Source organism: Microbacterium sp. NPDC055455 (assembly GCF_053619935.1).
The window spans coordinates 641,343-657,070 of sequence record NZ_JBSHLB010000002.1; the positions used below are offsets into that span (position 1 = coordinate 641,343).

Annotated in this window: 8 protein-coding genes; 3 read left to right on the forward strand and 5 right to left on the reverse strand. The window is 74.0% G+C overall.

The features are described 5' to 3' along the window. Positions 1–23: 23 nt before the first annotated feature. The gene (pfkB, locus tag ACWGUG_RS09450; RefSeq protein ID WP_452324500.1) at positions 24–965 is read right to left on the reverse strand and encodes a 1-phosphofructokinase; all 942 of its coding nucleotides are present in this window, start codon (positions 963–965) and stop codon (positions 24–26) included. Continuing rightward, the gene (locus tag ACWGUG_RS09455) at positions 962–1,741 is read right to left on the reverse strand and encodes a DeoR/GlpR family DNA-binding transcription regulator (RefSeq protein WP_336396897.1); all 780 of its coding nucleotides are present in this window, start codon (positions 1,739–1,741) and stop codon (positions 962–964) included. The genes pfkB and ACWGUG_RS09455 overlap by 4 nt, the downstream gene beginning before the upstream one ends. A gap of 77 nt (positions 1,742–1,818) precedes the next feature. Between ACWGUG_RS09455 and ACWGUG_RS09460 the strand changes: the two genes are divergently transcribed. After that, entirely contained in the window at positions 1,819–2,745 is a 927-nt protein-coding gene (locus tag ACWGUG_RS09460) for a phosphotransferase (RefSeq protein WP_452324501.1), read from the forward strand. Positions 2,746–2,780: 35 nt separating this feature from the next. Here ACWGUG_RS09460 and ACWGUG_RS09465 read toward each other — a convergent pair whose 3' ends face one another. Further along, entirely contained in the window at positions 2,781–4,649 is a 1,869-nt protein-coding gene (locus ACWGUG_RS09465) for a protein kinase domain-containing protein (protein ID WP_452324502.1), read from the reverse strand. Positions 4,650–4,745: 96 nt separating this feature from the next. Next, a complete protein-coding gene (locus tag ACWGUG_RS09470) occupies positions 4,746–7,928 on the reverse strand; it encodes an MFS transporter (RefSeq protein ID WP_452324503.1) in 3,183 nt (1,060 codons plus the stop codon). Between the two features lie 108 nt (positions 7,929–8,036). Here ACWGUG_RS09470 and ACWGUG_RS09475 point away from each other — a divergent pair, with 108 nt between their 5' ends. Continuing rightward, positions 8,037–8,996, forward strand: coding sequence for a hypothetical protein (locus ACWGUG_RS09475; RefSeq protein ID WP_336396893.1), 960 nt, complete (start codon positions 8,037–8,039; stop codon positions 8,994–8,996). Between the two features lie 9 nt (positions 8,997–9,005). On the opposite strand, the gene ACWGUG_RS09480 is transcribed toward ACWGUG_RS09475, so the two are convergent. Next, a complete protein-coding gene (locus ACWGUG_RS09480; RefSeq protein WP_452324504.1) occupies positions 9,006–12,815 on the reverse strand; it encodes an AAA family ATPase in 3,810 nt (1,269 codons plus the stop codon). Between the two features lie 72 nt (positions 12,816–12,887). Between ACWGUG_RS09480 and ACWGUG_RS09485 the strand changes: the two genes are divergently transcribed. Continuing rightward, positions 12,888–15,728: a helix-turn-helix transcriptional regulator gene (locus ACWGUG_RS09485; RefSeq protein ID WP_452324505.1), complete on the forward strand. Its 2,841-nt coding sequence runs from the start codon at positions 12,888–12,890 to the stop codon at positions 15,726–15,728.

Sequence of the window (15,728 nt, forward strand, 5' to 3'; positions counted from 1 at the left end):
CTGCGGTCGGGTGTGGTGGTGGTTCAGGTGAGGCGGGTGACGGGCACGTCGCCGGGGGGAAGGTCTGCGGGGCTGGGCGCCTGGGTGCCGGGGAGGGATGCCGCGGCGGCGCCGTAGCGGACAGCCAGGCGCAGGCACTCGTCGGGATGGGCGCCGCGGCTGTGGGCGAGGACGAAGCCTGCCAGCGAGCTGTCGCCGGCGCCGACCGTGCTCACCACCCGGATGGGCGGCGGGGTCGCCGCCCACGCGCCGTCGGAGCGGACGAGCACCGCGCCGCGCGAGCCGAGCGTGACCAGTGCGGCTCCGACACGGGACGGGACGAGCGATCGCGCGACCTCGACGACGGCATGGAGGTCGGCGGCTGCCAGCGCTAGGCCCGCGAGCTCGGCCAGTTCGTCGTCGTTGGGCTTGATGAGGTCGGGCGCTCCGGCGGCGACCACGGCGGCGAGGGCCGCGCCGGAGGTGTCGACCGCGATGAGCGGCGCTGCGTCGCCGTGCGCATTGCGGACGGCGCGGATCACGCGGACGTAGAAGTCGTCCGGCGCCCCCGGCGGGAGCGAGCCCGCCAGGACCAGCCAGCGCGCGCCGGCGGACACGGCGACGACCTCGTCCACGACGGCGGCCGCATCGGCGGCCGACAGCTCGGCGCCGGGCAGGTTGAGCTTGGTGGTGACCCCGGCCGGGTCGGTGATGGCGATGTTGGCCCGCACGCGTCCGGCGATCGGCACCCGGCGCGCGTCGACGCCCGCTCCGGCCAGCGCGGCCTCGAACGGGTCGCCGTGCGCCAGCGGCAGCACGGCGCGGCACTCCTCCCCCGCAGCGGTGATGACGCGGGCCACGTTGATCCCCTTGCCGCCGGCGTCCTCCCGCGCCGAGAGGGCGCTCTGCACGTCGCCGATCTGCAGGGGCGCCGGGAGGGTGACCGTGCGATCGAGCGAAGGGTTGGCGGTGAGCGTGACGATCATGTGAGCCAGACCTCCACTTCGGCCTCCGCGAGCGCGGCGGCGAGTTCGGCGTCGGGTGCGGCATCCGTCACCAGCACGTCGACGTCCGACAGCGGCGCGAATCCGACGAGGAGCTCCGCGCCCAGCTTGTCGGCGTCGGCGACGACCACGACGCGCTGCGCCGCCCGCACGATCGCCCGCTTCACGGCGGCCTCGTCCGGGTCCGGCGTGCTCAGGCCGAAGCCGGCGGACACGCCGTTGGTGCCGATGAAGGCGACGTCCGGGCGGAGGAACCCGATCGCACCCACCGTGTCGGCGCCGACGGCGGCGGCGGTGAGCCCGCGGACGCGACCGCCGATGAGCGACAGCGATGACCCCGGAACAGCCGCGAGGGCGTGCCCGAGGGCGAGGGAGTGCGTGACCACCTCGATGCGGGCGCCGGACAGGCGCGGTGCCAGCGCCGCCGCGACGGCGCCCGTCGTCGTGCCGGCGTCGAGGAAGACCGAGCCGCTGAAGTCGGGGCCGAGGGCGTCCAGTGCGCGACGGGCGATGGCGGCCTTGGCGCTGCCATGGCGTTGCTCGCGCTCGGCGAGGGAGGGCTCACGGGTGCTGGCGCGCTCGCGACCGACTGCTCCCCCGTGCACGCGGCGGAGGGCCCCCGTGGACTCGAGGTGATCGAGGTCGCGGCGGATCGTCTCGGTCGTGACGTCGAAGCGTTCGGCGAGGTCGACGACACTGACACGCCCCTGCGCGGCCAGCAGCAGTTCGATCTGCTCGTGGCGCTCCGTCGCGTACATGTGGTGCAACCCTCCAGTGGGAATTCCCACACGATACAACACATTCCCACATGAACACAACCGGATATTCTCGACGGGTGCCCGACAAGCCCGCCGCAGAGGTCCGCATCGATGAGCACCTGATCCGGCAGCTGCTGGCCGCCCAGGCCACCGGCGCCGTCCCCGATGCCCCTGACCTGCCGCTGGTCAAGGTCGCCGAGGGCTGGGACAGCGAGGTCTGGCGCCTGGGCGAGCGCTACGCGGTGCGGCTCCCCCGGCGGGCGCTCGCCGCCCCGCTCGTGCTCCACGAGCAGCTCGTGCTGCCGGACATGGCGGAGCGCCTCACCCTCGTCGGGGTGCGCGTGCCCGCGCCGGTCGTCGCCGGCACCCCGGCGGTGGGGTTCCCGTGGGCGTGGTCGGTCGTGCCGTGGATCGACGGCGATCGCGGCATCGACGTGCCCCGCCGTGCCCGTCACGGCTGGGCGGAGCCGCTCGCGGCGGCGCTCCGCGAGCTCCACATCGAGGCTCCCGAGGGTCACCCAGTGAACCCCGTCCGCGGTCAGGCGCTCGCGACCCGGGCCCCGGCGTTCCGCGATCGGCTCGGGGCACTGCGCGACGCCGAGGCGATCGATCCCGCCACCGCGGAGCTGCTGGAGGACGCGTGGCACGCGGGGCTCTCGGCGGCCGCGTGGAGCCGTGCACCGGTGTGGATCCACGGCGACCTGCACCCGGGCAACCTCGTGTCGCACGACGGCGGACTGGCGGGGATCATCGACTTCGGCGATGTGACGGCGGGCGATCCGGCCTACGACCTCGCCGTGGCGTGGCTCGCCTTCGACGCCGGCGGTCGCGCACGCTTCCGCGCGGCCACCGGCGGCCGCTACGACGCCGCCACCTGGCGCCGCGCGAGGGCGTGGGCCGCCGCGGTCGTGCTCATGCTCCTGCTGCACAGCGACGACGATCCCGACTACCGCGCCCTGGGGACGGATGCCGCGGCCGAGGTCATCGCCGCCGACGGCGCCTGATCAGCCGGCGGGAGTGCTGCCGCGGGCGAGCCGCTTCAGAGGTCCCGGCTGCTGATCACGTCGCTGGCTGCGATCTTGAGGACACCTCCCTCGTCCTGGAAGCGGTAGGCGGTCACCTCCTCCACGACCCGGCCGTCGCGGAAGGTGTAGGTGAGGGTCGCCTGTCCGCTGTCGGGCCCCGAGGCGCTGACATCCGTGACCGTGAGATCGGCGACCTGGGACCAGAAGGCCTCGTATCCGTCGCGTCCGCCGGCGTGGTTCTCCTGGTAGTCGGCGGTCATCAGCGGCCAGGCGCTCTCGCGGTCCTCCGGCATCAGGGCGTAGTACCCCGCGATGGTGTCGACGACCCGCTGCTCGGGGGTCACCGGGGCCGGCGTGGGCTCGGGCTGTTCCTCCGGCGGCGGCGCGGTCGACTGCGGCGTCGATGCCGCGGGCGACTCGGTCTCCGGCTCGGAGGTCGGAGCAGGATCGGCGTCGGCCGTCTCCGACGTGGACGGATCCGCGACGCCCGGGTCGCCCTGCACCGACGCGAAGAGGAAAGCGGCGCCGAGGCCCACGGCGACCAGCAGCGCCAGGACGCCTGCGATGACACCCGCGCGGCGCCGGGTGGTCCCAGGTGCCGTCGCCCGGTCGCCCTCCGCGGCCACCGTCGGATGCTCGGAGACCGCGGCGGATGCGCCGGCGGCCGCGGGTGCGAGACGCTCCGTCTCGGCGGCGTGCACGTCGCGCGCAGTGGCCCCATCGATGGGAACGGTCGCGCCTGTGGGCAGTCGCTCCGTCGGCGGCGTGGCCGGGCCCGGATCCGCGGTGACTGCCGCCGCGCCCGGGCTCGCGTCCGGCTGTGGAGCGGTGACGGATGCCTCGACGGCCTCCGGTGCCGACTCCGCCGCGGTCTCCGACTCCGCCGCTGTCTCCGCCTCCGGCGCCACCGTCTCCACCACCGGCGCCACGGTCTCCGCCTCCGGCGCCACGGTCTCCACCACCGGCAGCTCGGTCTCCGCCTCCGGCACGGGCTGGCCGACGGTGGGGGCGTCGAAGCCCAGGGCGACGAGTCCTGCCGCGGCACCGCGCTCGCCGGCGTCCTCCTGGCCCCCGATGTCAGCGAGCGCGTCGGCGACGGACTCCATCGACGGCCGGCGCTTGGGCTGCGCCGCGAGCATCTTGCGCAGCAGCGGCGCCAGCGGCCCCGCGCGCCGCGGCGCCGGATAGCCGCCGCGGGCGACCCGGTGCAGGAGCGCGATGGAGTTCCGGTCGGTGCCGAAGGGGGGCTCACCCTCTACGACGGCGTAAAGCGTCGACGCGAGCGAGAACACATCGGAGGCGAAACTGGTGGGCAGCCCGCGCGCGACCTCCGGCGCGAGGTAGGCGGGGGTGCCGTGGATCATGCCCGTCGCGGTGATGGTCGCATCGCCCAGGGCATGCGAGATCCCGAAATCGCTGATCATCGCGGACCCGTCCGCCGTGATGAGGATGTTGCCGGGCTTCACATCGCGGTGGACGATCTTGAGCCGGTGCGCTGCCGCCAGTGCAGACGCGACCTGCGCGCCGATCCGTGCCGTCTCATCGGGCGGGAACGCGCCCCGTTCACGAAGCAGCTCGGAGAGCGGAGTCGATTCGAGGAGCTGCATGACGATGCAGGGCTGGTCGTCGTGCTCCACGACGTCGTACACCGTCACGGCGTGCGGGTGGTGCAGCCCGGCCGTGATCTGCGCCTCGCGCATGGCTCGGTCGGTGGCGATCTGACGCTCCTCATCGGTCAGCTCGGGCTGCGTGCGCAGCATTTTCAGCGCGACCGGCCGCCGCAGGCGGGTGTCCCAGGCCTGCCACACGATGCCCATGCCGCCCGCGCCCAGCATCTTGACCAGCCGGTAGCGCTCGGCGACGAGAGCGGAAGGTGTGCTCATGCGTCTGCCGTCCGTCGAACCACGTCAGAAGGCTACGCGCGCTCCCGCCGTGCCCGAGGGGGTTGCGCCGGCCCCCGCGGTGTGGAAGCGGCCCCCTCAGCGCCCCGCTGCGGTGAACAGCTCGCCTCCGGTCTGGTCGAGCAGCGCGCGCGCTGCGGCGCGCCCGGACTCGACCAGCCGATCGAACTGGTGGAACTCCAGGAAGCCGACTCCCATGGAGTGGGGTGTGATGACCCACGCGCCCTGGCGCTGGGCCTGTGCCGCGTCTCCCCCGCTGATCATGAAGGTGCGCATCATCGTCTCGCCCAGGGGCGGGATGCGCACCGGCCGGGGCGGCTCGCCCGGCGCCGACGGCGGCCTGCGACTGCTCGCCGAGATGTTGACCGCGACGACAGGCCCCTCGGCTCGCTCGACCATGGTGTCCACGGGCAGGTTGTCCAGCACGCTGCCGTCCACCAGGAGCCGGCCGTCACTGACGATCGGCGTGAACACGACCGGCAGTCGCGACGTCGCCCTGACCGCTTCGACGAGGGGACCGCTGCGGTGCACCACGGCGGTGCGGGCGAGGAGGTCCGTGCTGACGCAGCGGAATCCGCGCGGGAGCTCCTCGATCCGCCAGTCCCCGTACGATCGCACGAGCGATCGCTGCACGCGCCCGCCTCGTACCAGTGAGGTCCGCGGCAAACCGTAGTCGCTGAACAGGTCGTTGCGGACCAGTTCCCGGTACGCCACGTCGGCGACCTCGCCGGCGTCGACGCCGGTCGCGTACGACGCCGCGATCACCGCTCCCATGCTGGTGCCGGCGATGCGGTCGATGCGGATGCCCGCCGCCTCGAGCTCGAGCAGGACGCCGATGTGGCTGAGCGCCCGCGCTCCCCCGCCGCCGCACACGATCGCCAGCGACCTGCCCGCGAGGCGGTCGACGAGCCCGCGGAGCCCGGTGGGCAGGCCGGTCGCGGTGAGGTCGTCGCGCGTCAGCTCGCTGAAGCGCCACGGGTCCACGGCATCGAGCCACGCACGCCGGGCGTCCCGCGCGAGCCCTGAGCGCGACGCAGCGACCAGCACGAGCTCCGGCCGGTTCGCCGCGCTGCGCGGCACGTGCTCCGGCGCGTCCTCCGCCACCGCCACCAGCACGGCCGCGTCCGCCTCGCGCAGACACCTGTCGACCCATTCGCCGTCCGCGGCCGCCGCGACGAGGAGCACCAGCTCGTTGGTCCGCTCCGCGCGGTCGATCTCCTCCGGCACGTGCGGGCCGCGCAGCGTCTCGACGCGCAGGTGGGCGGACAGGCCGTGGCGGAGGAGCTCGGCGATGTCTTCCACCGGGGCACCTCGGCCTGCGCCGACCACGGCGACGAGACCGGGGCGGGAGGCGCGGCGACCGGTGGGCGGGCTGGCGTCCGTCAGCTGCCGGGCGAGCGCCGCGACGAGGGCCGACAGCGCGGCCGGATCGTTGCCGATCGCCTCGTCGAGCACCGCACGCGGCACCTCCAGCACGCGGCACTCGCGCCGGGCCCGGATCGACGCGGAGCGGACGCCTCCCGTCAGCAGCGCCAGCTCCCCGACGACGGCGCCCGGTCCCAGCTCGCGCACCACCTGGCCGCCGATGACGACCTCGGCGCGGCCGGCGAGCAGGACGAACATCGACGATGCCGGGTCGCCCTGCTGAAGCATCCATTCGCCCGCCGGAATCGTTCGCTGCGGAGCGGTCCGCTCGATCCGGTCGCGCACCGCGGCCGGCAGCCGCGCGAAGAGGGATTCCTCGACCGGCGGCACCGCGCGCCGCATGAGCACTCCGGTGTCAGCGGCCGGCTCATGAAGCCGTGAGCCCTCGATCGCCTCGGTCGAGGGGTCCTCCGCCGCGGCGCGCACGCGCCCCAGGAACAGGGTGATCACCGCGCCGAGCGCGAACGAGGCGATGCACAGCCGCCATCCGTCTCGCAGGTCGTCCACGATGGTCAGCGCGGTGGGCGCGCCGATGATCACGACGAGGAGGGCGACGCCGATCGTGCCGCCGATCTGGCGCGCGCTGGAGATGACCGCGGACGCCGTCGCATAGCGCCCGCCGGGCTGCGTCACCAGGGTGGCCGCCGCGAGCAGCGGCAGCGTAGCGCCGACGCCGATCCCGCTGATGACCTGACCGGGCAGCCACTGCGCCCAGAAATCCGGTGTGACGTCGACGACGGTGAGATACCAGACGTACCCGAGGGCCCAGACGACGAACCCCGCGGCGATGACCCACCGATAGCCGAGCCGCGCGGCCACCGGCTCGAGGGCCGCGGCGGTGACCGCGGCGACGACGGCGCCGGGCACGAGCGCGAGGCCTGCTTCCAGGATCGAGTACTGCCACACGTACTGCAGCCAGAGCACGTTGTTGAGCAGATACGCGAAGAAGCCCACACCGGCGACGAGCGTGACGATGTTCGCCACGAGGAACGGCCGGTTGCGCATCATCGCCAGATCCAGCACGGGCACCGGATGCCTCATCGAACTGAGCACGAACGCGCCGAGCAGCACGACCGCGCCGACGACGGTCGCCCACAGCGCGATGCTGGACGCGCCCCACTCCGATCCCTTGATGATCGCGAGGGTGATGAGCCCCAGAGAACCCGCCAGAAGCACGGCGCCGAGCAGATCGGGCGTGCGCCGGCGGCCCGGTGCCCGGCTGTTGACGAGGAGGCCCCGCCCGAGCCACCACGCCAGCACGCCGAGCGGCAGGTTGATCCAGAACGCCCAGCGCCAGCCGCCGGCTTCGACGAGGATGCCGCCGATGGGAGGGCCGAGACCCGCGGCGACGGCGGCGGCGGCCGCCCACAGCCCCACCGCCCGCGCGCGCCTCCCCGCCGGCGCGCCCTCGATCACCACGGCCAGCGACGCGGGCACGAGCATCGCGGCGCCGAGCGCCTGCAGCACGCGCGCGGCGACCAGCAGGCCTACGTTCGGCGCGACGGCGCACACCAGCGACGCCAGCGTGAAGAGACCGACCCCCACGAGGTACAGGCGCCGGCGGCCGACCACATCGCTGAGCCGGCCGAAGACGATCATGAAGGAGGCGAAGACGATGTTGTAGGCGTTGAGCACCCACGAGATCGTGCCGATCGATGCGTCGGGGAAGTCCTCGCGCATGCTCGGGAATGCGATGTTCACGATCGTCGCATCGAGGAACGCCAGCAGCGCCCCGAAGGATGCCACGAGCAGCACCGTGCGACCCGGGATGCGGCTCGGTCGCGTCGCCGCGCGCGGCAGATCGGGGCCGGTCCCCACGCGAGACTCGGTCGCCATGCCGCAAGGATGCGGGAGCTGCCGTGACGAAACCTCAGTGATCTCACGGATCTTTTCCGCCCCGGCGCAGGCGAGTCTGAGAGGACCCGATGCGTGAGGAGCCGCGCCATGCCGTCTCACCCGATCCGGGCCGCGCGCCGGCCCGTCGCCGTCATCGCCGCGCTCCTGCTCGCGACCCTGCTCGTCCCCGCCGCGCCGGCGTCCGGTGCGTCGCTGCCCAAGCCCACGTCGATGACCGCGGTGGCACGCACTGATCCGGCGATCGCGGCGCAGCTGACGGGCGTGCCGGACGCCTCGCTCCCCGCGGTGCTGGCCGCTGCCGGGACGCCGTTCGTGGTCGAGGTCTCACTGTGGAACGGGACCGAACCGGCGGCGTATCCGACCGCGACGACGGTGTCGCTCACCGCCCCCGGTCCCGGTCGGCTCAGCGTCGCGCAGGCCACCATCCCGGCGGGCGCCTCGCACGTGTCCATCACCACGTCGTACTCCGCCGCCACCGCCGCGATCCAGATCACGGCCAGCGCCGCCTACAAGAGGGCGGTCCTCGCGGCGACCACCGCTTCGTTCCCCGTGGACCTCACGCTCAACCTGCTCGACGGTCAGTCGCCCGCGCTGAAGAGCGGTGCCGCCGGGGCGGACGGGAGCGGATGCACGACGGTGGACGCATCGCGACCGATGTGCGGCATCCTGTCGCTGCCCAACGGCGCGGCCGGCAGCGTCGCGCTCTCGCTCGGTCTCTGCCCGGCCGACTCGGCGTGCCGGCCCGGCGGCCTGGTGACGCAGTTCCTCGCCGACATGGAGGGGCTCTACACCCGCACGAGCCCGGCCCGGATGACCATCGTGTGCGACAAGACGGTGTGCGGGCAGGGCGGCGTGCCGCAGTACCGTGCGCAGTGGTCGCAGACGGCCGCGGGCGCACTCGAGACGACCGCGACATGCCCCGCCAAGGGCGTCATCGGCGACGGACAGGAGTACTGCACCGACACCGCGGCGAGCACCCGCGACAACGCCGGCGATCTCCGCCTCGTGGTGCTGTTCCTGCGGGATGTGCGCGGCACCATCAAGTAGGCGCCGCCCTCAGCCCACCACCCCGAGCGAGTCCAGCACACGCCGGGCGTCCGTCCGCAGCCGCTCGTCGGCCGTGGCCTCGGCGAGGGCGAGGCGCAGCAGCGCCGGCTCGTATCCGCCATACGTCCCGGTGTTGAGCAGCAGCCCCTCCCGGGCGGCCACCGCGGCCGGTTCGACGAGCCCCAGGCCCACGAGGATCTGCGCCCGTATGCGGTGCAGGCGGGCGAGCGTGTCCGGTGCCTTCCCCGCGGCAGCGGTGATCGTCCGGTCCACAAGGTCGAGCGCCTCGGCGGATCGCCCATCGGCCGCCAGCGCCTCCGCGTGCGCGGCATCCAGCAGTGCCACCTCCGTCGCCAGGTCCAGACCCGAGAGCACAGCCCGCGCGCGGTCGAAGGACACCCACGCCCGTGCGCGGTCTCCGGACCCGGCCTGGGCACGCGCCTGCTCGCGCAGCGCGAGGCCGACGAGCTCCTCGTCGTCGACACGACGCGCGAGGTGGAGTGCATCGGCAAGCGCAGCGAGCGCCTGCCGGTGACGCCCCTGCGCGACCAGCACGTCCGCCTGGTTGTACAGCGCGGTCGCCTCGTCGGCGTCGTCGCCGAGCCGGTGGAAGCCGGCTGCCGCGCGGGCGAAGGCGTCGATCGCTTCGTTCCAGTCGCCGGCGTTGTACGCGTCGATCGCGAGGTTGTTGAGAGTGAGCGTCTGTCCGCTGAGGTCGCCGAGGCGCATGTAGAGGTCCAGAGCGAGCTGCCCGTACGGGCGGTCCTCGTGAAGCGCCGAGGCTCCATACGACAGGTGGAGGGCGTTGCACGCGTTGGCGAGCACCTCCTCGTCGTGCGAGGCCTCCGCCCACTCGACCGCGCGCCGGCCCCAGCGCACCGCCTGCGCGTCTCGATGCTGCAGGTGGAGGCAGAAGCCGTACCACGTGGCGATGCGGGAGCGGACGGCGTCCGCCGCCCGTCCGTCGACCCCGTCCAGCACGCGCATAGCGCGGGTGAGCTGCGCCAGCGCGGCGCGGTATCTCCCGAGGCGCAGCGTGATGCGCGCCTCCTTGTGCAGCAGGTCGGCCGTGGCGACGGGGTCATCGCGCAGATCGCGCCGCGCGCGTCGCAGCGCGGTGAGGGCACCGGCGGAGTCGCCCGACATGTCGAGGCACTCGCCCAGGGCGACCGCGGCCGCGGAGCGCTCCGCGGGCGGCTCGGGCAGCTGCGCCGCCGCCTCCAGCGCGCGGGCGTAGAACGCCGCGGCCTGGGCGAAGGCGTACTTCGCGCGGGCCTCCTCGCCGGCGCGCAGCGAGTACGACCAGGCTCGGTCGAAGAGTCCGGCCTCATGGAAGTGGAGGCTGAGCAGGTCGGCGCCGGCCGCGGTCCCCGCGGAGGCCTCGAGCGTCACCGCGACGCGCTCGTGCATCCGCCTGCGCAGGCGGAAGGGCAGCCCGGCGTAGGCGACGTCGCGAACCATCGCGTGCCGGAACTCGAGCTCGCCGCCCTCCGACACCCGCACGAACTCGCGAAGGCGGTCGGCGAGGGCATCCGCGGTCACCGGCTCGGCGTGCACCTGCGCCAGCGTGGCCGCATCGAACCGCGCGCCGAGCACCGCCGCGAGCCGCAGCAGCGTGCGGTCGCCGGGCGGGAGCCGGTCGATGTCGACCAGCAGCAGCGCCTCGACGGTTACGGGCAGGTCGCCGGTCACATCGCCGACGTGGACGCTGGCGGCGAGCGAGGTGAGGAACAGCGGGTTGCCCGCGGCACGGTCGGTCATGGCCGCGAGGGTGTGGCGGCTGGGGAGGGCGCCGTCCACCGCCGACTCGAGCAGCTCGAGGGCCGCCTCCGGTGCCACTCCGCCCAGCTCGATCCGGCGATCGCCGTCTTCTCCGATCAGCGGGACATGCCCGGAGGGGATCTCGCGTCGCGTCACGATGACGCACCAGGGGTGTCGCGGCGCCTCTTCCTCCAGGCGGAGGAAGAGCGCAGCGGATGCTTCGTCCATCAGGTGCGCGTCCTCCACGACGAGCACGGCCGGCTGGTCGAGGATCGCGGTGAGGAACTCGGTGGTGACCTGCTCGATGCGGCCACGACGGAACCGTTCCTCCAGCTCGTGGACCTCGCGTGTGACAGGCAGATCCAGATCGAGCGTCGCGCCGAGCAGGGGAAGCCACGGCACCAGGTGAGGCGCCTCGCGGCCCACGGTGCGTGTCAGCATCGCCGCCAGGTCGTCGGGGAGGACGTGCGCCCCGGCGCCGAGCACCTGGCGCAGCAGCATCCCGGCGGCCGCGTACGCGGTCTCGGTGTCGTACGTGCTCAGGGCCACGGCGAGCACCCGGGCGGAGCTCGTCGCGACGGCCTCGGAGACCAGACGCGACTTCCCGATCCCCGGCTCGCCCACGACGTCGACGACCGTTCCCCGGGCGTCGGACGCCGATGACACCGCGGCCGTGAGGGCCGCGAGCTCGGCGTCGCGACCCACGAACGGCGTCAGCGACTTCGGCGGCCCGCTGCGGAGTTCGCCGACCACCGCGGCGTGCACCGGTGCGCGCCTCCCCTTCACCGTGAAGGGCGCCAGCGGCTCGGCCTCGAACTCCCGGCTCGATTCGCCGATGACCCGTGCGGTCGCGACCACCTGGCCGGGGCTGCCGCGGCCGAGCAGGCGCGCGGCCAGGTTCACGGCGTCGCCCTTGACCGAGTAGGTGCGACGCCACGGCGGACCCAAGTCTCCGGCGAACACGTGGCCCGAGCTGACTCCGACCCGGATGCTCAGCGTGCCCCGGAAGTCGGCGATCGCGCGGGCGGTGCGCAGCATCCGGTCCCCGTCCCGCCCGGCGCTGCGGGGCGCCCCCGCGGTGAGCATGACCTTGCCGCCGTCCACGGCGATGTCCGACTCGAAGAACGTGGCTCCGTGGTCGAGGCACGCCCGCTGGACGGCGACGATCGCCTCGTGGATCGCGTCGGTCGCGTCCCGGGCGCCGCGGAAGCGCAGCAGGGCGTCGGTGCCCGAGAACTGCACGAACCCGATGGTGACGGGCCGGTGCTCGGGTTCTGCCGCTCCGGCGCGCAGGTGCGCACGGATGCCCGGGGGCAGCGTGCCGGCGACGTCCGGCGTGCCGTCGATCTCGGCGTCGAGGCCGGCGGACGCGGCCGGCGCCGCCTGCGGTCGCGGCGGCGAGCGCAGCAGCCGCCCGACCCCTTCGGACCCGTCGACCGCCACCCCCGCACCGAGCAGCCCTTCCGGCATGGCGGCGGCCGCGGCGGCGCTGAGCAGGATCATCCCCGCCCCGCAGGCCTGCTCCACCTTCGCCAGGTGACTCACCTCCGGGCCGGCGGCGATCAGCTCACGGTGGCTGGCAGGGTCGCCCACGAGGAAGAAGTCGAAGCCGGCGGCGCCGGGGTCGCCGGTGCCGGAGTCGGCGCGGTGGATGCCGATCGACATGCGAAGCGTCCCCGATCCCGACCGCTCCGCCTCGTCGGCGCGCGCGAGGTCGCGCAGGGCCGCCCGCATCCGATGCGCGGCGCGCGCGGCGCGGACGGTGTGCGCCTCGCCGCGGAGCAGCAGCAGCACGGCGTCACCGCCCCACTTGATGAGGTCGGCCCCCTCTTCCGACGCCGGTTCCAGCAGCGCGGCGAAGGTGCGATCGAGGGTGTCGCTGATGAGCTCGGCGCCGATGCGGCCTCGCCGTGCGAGCCGCTCGGTCAGCCGGGTGAAGCCCGAGATGTCCGCGAACAGCATCGTGCCCGGCAGGCGGCGGTGACGCTGGTCGGGCGCCGAGATCAGCCATTCGGCGACAAGGCGCGATGCATACGGCAACGCGGGATCACGCGACACGGCGCCCTCCGCCTCCTAGACTCACCGCAAGCGTGTCAGAGATTCGCTGTGGGGGCGATGGGGGGGCGGTGCATGCGCTCGGCGACCGGCCGGACCGCGACGGAGCGGGAGACCGCCGTCGTGTTCCTCGGTCGCGAGCCCGAGGTCACCCGTCTGATCGCCGCCCGCGGCGGAGCCACCGGACGCGTCGTCCTGGTGCTCGGCGAGGGCGGCATCGGCAAGACGTCGCTGATCCGCGCGGCGATGGCGCGGATGCCTGGCACCCACACCGTGCTGTGGGCCTCCGCCGATGCGATGGACCGGCGTCGCGTCCTCGGGCTGCTGCTCGATGCCTTCACGCCGATGCTGACCGACGGCGACCGGCGCCTCGCCGCGCGCCACAACGAGCACGCGATCGGAGAGAGGCTGCTGTCGCTCATCGACATCGCCGCGGCGAATCCGGCCGTCATCGTGCTCGAGGACCTGCAGTGGGCGGATGCCGCCTCCCTCCGTCTCCTCGCGCGGCTGGCGCGGACGCTGGGGCAGCTTCCGCTGCTGATCATCGGCTCGATGCGCACGCAGGCCCGCCACGAGACCTCGCCCGAGCTCGACCACCTCTTGCACATCCTCAGTGAACGAGACCTGCTCGTGCCGGTCGAGCTCGGCCCCCTCACCCCCGAGACGTGCACGGCGATCACCGAGCGGCTGACCGGCGGGCGGATCGGCAGCCTCCTCGAGCGACATGTCGAGACGGCCGGCGGCAACCCGCTGTTCCTGACCGAGATGATCAGGGCGCTCCTGCGCGACGGCGCGGTGACCGTCGACGACCGGGGCGAGGCGAGGACCGACGCGCCGGTCGGCCCATCACCGTCGCTCGCGACGGTGATGATGCGCCACCTCGGCCATCTGAGCACGCCGACACGTGAGCTGCTGACCTCCGCCGCGCTGCTGGGCACCCGGTTCTCCGTCACGCAGCTGCGCGTGGTCGTCGGCCGCCCGATGAGCGCGCTGGTGCCGCTGCTGCGAGAGGCGTTCGCCGCCGGTTTCCTGGAGGAGGTGGGCGCAGACCTGCTCGGCTTCCGGCACCAGCTCATCCAGGAGGTGCTGCTGCACGACCTGCCCGCCCCGGTGCGTGCGGAGCTCCGCCGCGAGTTCGCGATCCGACTGGATGACGCGCACGTCGCGCCGGCCACCGTCGCCGCCCATCTCCTGCAGGCGACGACATCGCCGGAGGATCTGTCATGGATGCTGCGCCTCGCCGAGGGCGCGGCGGTGAGCGCGCCCGGCACCGCCGCCGAGCTGTGGGGCAGTGTCATCGAGGAGACCGCGCCGGGTGACCCGCTGAGCGTGCGCGCCATCGCCGGCCTCGCCCGGGCCGAGCTGAGCGCCGGCCACGCCGCGCAGGCGAGCGCACTCGCCGAGAGCGCCCTCCGGCACGACGTTCCCTCCGACGTGCTGGCGGGCCTGTCGGCGACGTACACGCACGCCCTGATGCAGGAGCACCGCAACGCCGAAGCGCGGGATGAGGCGGAGAGGTACGCCGCGTCGGAGGTGCTGGAGCCGGCCGACCGCGCGGCGCACCTCGCCTTCGCCGGATGGCCGCGCTTCATGCTGGGTGACCTCGACGGCGCCACGCGCCTGGCCCGGGAGGGCGCCGCGATGGCGGCCGCGGTCGGCAACGCGGGCGCCGAGGCTCTCGCTCTCGCGCTGGGCGGGCAGATCGCCGACGTGCGCGGCGACCTCGACGAGGCCACCGCCCTGCTCACGCGGGCCACGGCGGTCGCCGACAGGCATCTGACCTTCGCATCCATCGAGGCGTTCCCGCACGCCCTGCTGGCGCTCGCGCTGACCGACGCCGGACGCACCTCCGACGTGCTCGAGCTGCTGCAGCGGAGCGTCCGGGCCGCCGAGGAGTTCGGGTATCGCACCGGCGTCCTCGCCGCGCACGCCTTCGGGGCGCAGGTGCTCGCGCAGGTCGGGAGCCTGTCGGACACCTGGGCCGAGCTCGAGGCGCACGGCTCGATGGTGGGGTCGATGGATGTGCGCATGAGCGGCCCCATCCTCGGACTGCGGGCGTGCGTGGCGGCCCGCCGGAGCGGACCCGACGCCGCCGGGGAATGGGCGGGGCTTCTCGATCCGGTACCCGATCGGGCCCGGTGGGCGGGACGCGGTCGGAGCTGGATCTGGTCCGGCCTGAGCCAGCGTGCGCACGCCGGCCCCGACGCCGGCCGAGCCTTCGGCGTGCTGCGGGAGGGCTGGCGCGAGCTGCGCGACGGCGACATGCAGATGGACTGCGCGGAGCTGGGCCTCGAACTCGTCCACGTCGCGCGCGTGGTCGCGGACGCCGACGGCCCGCAGCGCACGCCTGCGCTCGCACAGGCTCAGGAGGTGCTCGACGTGCTGACCGCGCTCGCCGACCGCAATCCCGGGGTCGACCACCTTCGCGCGACCGCCCTGGCCGTGCGCGGGCGGGCGACGGGATCGCCGGATCTGCTCGTCGAGGCGTCGCGGATGCTGGCGGGCACGCCCCGGCGAATGCAGCATGCGCGCACGAGCGAGCTGGCGGCGCGCGTGCTCCCTCACCGGGCCGACGAGCGCCGCGTGCTGGCGGAGGCGGCGTTGCAGTCGTACGGCGAAGCCGGAGCCGATCATGAGATCACGCGGGCCAGGACGGCATTCCGTCGTGCGGGGATTCCCGTGCGCACGCCGCGCCGGCCGCGACCGACGTCCGGGTGGGAGGCTCTCACACGCACGGAGGAGCGCGTCTCGGGACTCGTGGCCACCGGCGCCACCAACCCCGAGATCGCCGAGTCGCTCAGCGTGTCGCGGCGCACGGTCGAGACCCACGTGTCGAACGTCCTGAGCAAGCTCGGTCTCCGATCGCGCACCGAGCTGGCCCTCCTCGTCGCACGGCGCTCCGACGACGCCCGGTAG

Bases quoted from the DNA above. Each gene is read 5' to 3' on its own strand.
- ACWGUG_RS09470 (WP_452324503.1), bottom strand. From the start codon at position 7,928: ATGGCGACCGAGTCTCGCGTGGGGACCGGCCCCGATCTGCCGCGCGCG.
- pfkB (WP_452324500.1), bottom strand. From the start codon at position 965: ATGATCGTCACGCTCACCGCCAACCCTTCGCTCGATCGCACGGTCACC.
- ACWGUG_RS09465 (WP_452324502.1), bottom strand. From the start codon at position 4,649: ATGAGCACACCTTCCGCTCTCGTCGCCGAGCGCTACCGGCTGGTCAAG.
- ACWGUG_RS09485 (WP_452324505.1), top strand. From the start codon at position 12,888: ATGCGCTCGGCGACCGGCCGGACCGCGACGGAGCGGGAGACCGCCGTC.
- ACWGUG_RS09455 (WP_336396897.1), bottom strand. From the start codon at position 1,741: ATGTACGCGACGGAGCGCCACGAGCAGATCGAACTGCTGCTGGCCGCG.
- ACWGUG_RS09475 (WP_336396893.1), top strand. From the start codon at position 8,037: ATGCCGTCTCACCCGATCCGGGCCGCGCGCCGGCCCGTCGCCGTCATC.